Origin of the sequence: Propioniciclava sp. (assembly GCF_036744435.1) — a bacterium.
Classification (GTDB): Bacteria; Actinomycetota; Actinomycetes; order Propionibacteriales; family Propionibacteriaceae; genus Propioniciclava.
In genome coordinates, this window is record NZ_DAIOIA010000028.1 from 1 (window position 1) to 1,661 (window position 1,661).

Here is a 1,661-nt window from a genome sequence, read left to right on the forward strand (position 1 = left end):
CCCACCATCTCGCTGGTCGCCATCCCGATCGTGTCCTACAGCGTCGCCCGCTGGACCCCCGGACGCATGGCACGCTCGGTGATCGTCATCGGCGCCATCGCGTCGGTGCTCGGGCCGCTGACCTGGTTCGGCGTCTACGCCAGCAACCCCAACGCCGACATCCTGTTCTGGGGGGCCTGCCTGGGCGCCGTGCTCACCCCGTACGCCATCGGACGCCGTTCGCGTGAGGTCGCCGAGTCCCGGACCCGCCAGGTGCATGCCGCCGAGGAGCGCTACCGCCTCCTGCTGGCCGAACGCGAGCAGCAGAACCGACTCTTGGAGGCGTCCACCCGCGCCATGATCGCCCGCGAACTCCACGACATCGTCGCCCACTCGCTGTCGGTCATGATCGTCCAGGCCGAAGGCGGACGCGCCGCCGCGACCCGCAAGCCCGAGGTGGCTGCGGAAGCCCTCGACACGATCGCCGAGACTGGACGCGAAGCCCTCCACGAGATGCGCCGCATCGTCGGCGTCCTGCGCGCCGGCCCCAACGAAGAACCCGCCTCCTACGCCCCCGCGCCCACCCTCGAAGAGATCCCCGACATGGTGGCTCGCACCAGCGATCGGATCACCCTCGTCGTCCAGGGCAACCCGCAGCCCGTCTCCCAGGCGCTCGCGCTCACCGCCTACCGCGTCACCCAGGAGGCGCTGACCAACTTCCTCAAGCACGCGGGCTCCGAGGCGACGGCCGTCGCGACGCTCACCTACTCGGCGCGCTCCATCACCGTCGACGTGGTGGACAATGGGCACGGCGTGGACGACCCCACCGACGGCGGCGGGAACGGCCTGCGCGGCATGTACGAGCGGGTCTCCTCCATGGGAGGCTCGCTGGCCGCCGGACCGCGCGACGACGGTCCGGGCTTCCGTGTCCACGCGGTGATCCCCATCGGGGACGCCGCCCGCAACGCCGCCAGAGAGGGAATACAACGATGAGTTCCGACACGATCCGGGTGTTCCTGGCCGACGACCAAGCGCTCGTGCGCAGCGGCTTCCGCATGCTGATCGACTCCGAGGACGACCTCGAAGTCACCGGCGAAGCACCCAACGGGGCCGACACGGTCGCCGCGCTGCTCACCTCCCCCGCCGACGTCGTCCTCATGGACATCCGCATGCCCGTCATGGACGGCGTCGAAGCGACCCGCCGCATCGTCGAAGCGGGCATCGAAACCCACGTCCTCGTGCTCACCACGTTCGACCTGGACGAGTACGCCTTCGCCGCCCTCAAAGCCGGCGCGTCCGGCTTCATGCTCAAGGACGCCCGCCCCACCGACCTGCTCAACGCCATCCGCAACGTGGCCGCCGGGGACGCCGTCGTCGCCCCCTCCACGACGCGACGCCTCCTCGACCACGTCGTCCCGACGCTCTCCCCCACCCCCGGCGAACACGATCCCCGCCTCGCGCTCCTCACCGAACGCGAACGCGAAGTGCTCCTCGAAGTCGCCGGCGGGTCGACGAACGCCGAGATCGCCAAGACCCTCTACATGGCCGAGGGCACCGTGAAGACCCACATCGGACGTCTGCTGACCAAACTCCAAGCCCGCGACCGCGTCGGACTGGTGCTGTTCGCCTACGAGAACGGCCTCGCCGGGCACTGATCGACACGGCGGCACCACAGCAGTCCC

At 70.1% G+C, this 1,661-nt stretch carries 2 protein-coding genes; both read left to right on the forward strand.

The features are described from left to right. Positions 1–972 (forward strand): sensor histidine kinase (locus V7E09_RS05460; RefSeq protein ID WP_324523125.1); only part of this gene is annotated, 972 nt, incomplete at its 5' end. Next, on the forward strand, positions 969–1,634 hold the full coding sequence (locus tag V7E09_RS05465; protein WP_324511593.1) for a response regulator transcription factor: 666 nt from the start codon (positions 969–971) through the stop codon (positions 1,632–1,634). The genes V7E09_RS05460 and V7E09_RS05465, both read left to right, overlap by 4 nt. Positions 1,635–1,661: the final 27 nt, after the last annotated feature.

Excerpts from the sequence above, each read along its gene's own strand:
- V7E09_RS05465 (WP_324511593.1), top strand. The coding sequence starts at position 969 with ATGAGTTCCGACACGATCCGGGTGTTCCTGGCCGACGACCAAGCGCTC.